Source organism: Methylobacterium sp. Gmos1, assembly GCF_053764715.1.
In genome coordinates this window covers 1-1,318 of the sequence record NZ_JBSNCC010000059.1, presented here as the reverse complement: position 1 = coordinate 1,318, position 1,318 = coordinate 1, and the positions used below count along the sequence as shown (strand labels likewise).

The following is a 1,318-nucleotide window of genomic DNA, read 5'->3' as shown; positions in this document are numbered from 1 at the left end:
TGAACCGCTCCGGGTTTTTCGGAGGCTGTTTGTCTTGGGTCAGGCGGCCAGGGCGTGGTCGCCGACGTTGGCATGATAGCTCGCTTCGGCCTCGGCGGGAGGGACGTGGCCGATTGGCGCGAGGAGGCGACGGTGGTTGTACCAGTCGACCCACTCCAAGGTGGCGTACTCGACGGCTTCGAAGGAGCGCCACGGGCCACGCCGGTGGATGACCTCGGCCTTGAACAAGCCGTTGATCGTCTCCGCCAAGGCGTTGTCGTAAGAGTCGCCGACGCTGCCGACCGACGGTTCGATCCCCGCTCCAGCCAGGCGCTCGGTGTACCGTAGAGCCAAGTATTGCGAGCCGCGGTCCGAGTGATGCACCAGTCCGCTGCCCTGGACGGGACGACGCTCGTGCAGGGCTTGCTCCAGGGCATCCAGCACGAAGCCTGCATGGGCACGACGTGATGCTCGCCAACCAACGATGCGCCGGGCGAACACATCGATGACGAACGCCACGTACACGAAGCCCGACCACGTCGCGACGTAGGTGAAGTCGCTCACCCACAAGGCATTCGGTCGGGGAGCCTTGAAGTGGCGGTTGACCCGATCAAGCGGACAGGCAGTGGCCGGGTCGGGGATCGTGGTGCGAACGGTCCTGCCACGCACCACCCCCGCCAAGCCCAATCGGCGCATCAGCCGCGCCACCGTGCATCGAGCGGCCACGATCCCCTCCCGGGCCAGTTGCCGCCAGATCTTGCGTACACCGTAGACGCAGAAGTTCGCCTCGAACACGCGCTGGATCTCGATCATCAACGCGGCGTCGCTGCGAGCACGAACCGGTTGCTTGTCCGGATCGGCGCGCCGGGCGGCATGCGCGTAGTAGGTCGACGGGGCGATCGGCAGCACCCTGCAGATCGGCTCGACCCCGTAGACCGCCCGATGATCGTCGATGAAGCTGATCATGGCCGAGACCGGCGGTCGAGCTCCGCCATGGCAAAATACGCCGACGCCTTGCGCAGGATCTCGTTAGCTTGGCGCAGCTCACGGTTCTCTCGCTCGAGTGCTTTGATCCGTTCGCGTTCGTCCGTCGTCTGGCCGGGGCGCACACCCTGGTCACGCTCGGACTGACGCACCCAGTTCCGTAGCGTCTCGCCCGAGCAGCCGATCTTGGCCGCAATCGACTGGATCGCCGACCACTGCGAGCCGTGCTCGCCCTCATGGTCGCGCACCATCCGCACCGCGCGCTCGCGCACCTCAGGCGAAAAAGGGGCTGTTCGCTTCGTCATGGCTCCATCCTCTCAGAAGTTGGAGCCTCCAGGAAACCCGGGGCGGTTCA

The 1,318-nt window shown here is 65.9% G+C and carries 1 protein-coding gene and 1 other annotated feature; the gene reads right to left on the bottom strand.

The genetic code is table 11. The features are described 5' to 3' along the window. Positions 1-39: 39 nt before the first annotated feature. A protein-coding gene (locus tag ACS5PV_RS32755) for an IS3 family transposase (protein WP_455399477.1) occupies positions 40-1,268 on the bottom strand; the annotation gives its coding sequence in 2 pieces (ribosomal slippage) (positions 40-980 and positions 980-1,268; 1,230 coding nt in all). Continuing rightward, positions 871-987 (bottom strand) — a sequence feature (AL1L pseudoknot). It overlaps the preceding gene by 117 nt. Positions 1,269-1,318: the final 50 nt, after the last annotated feature.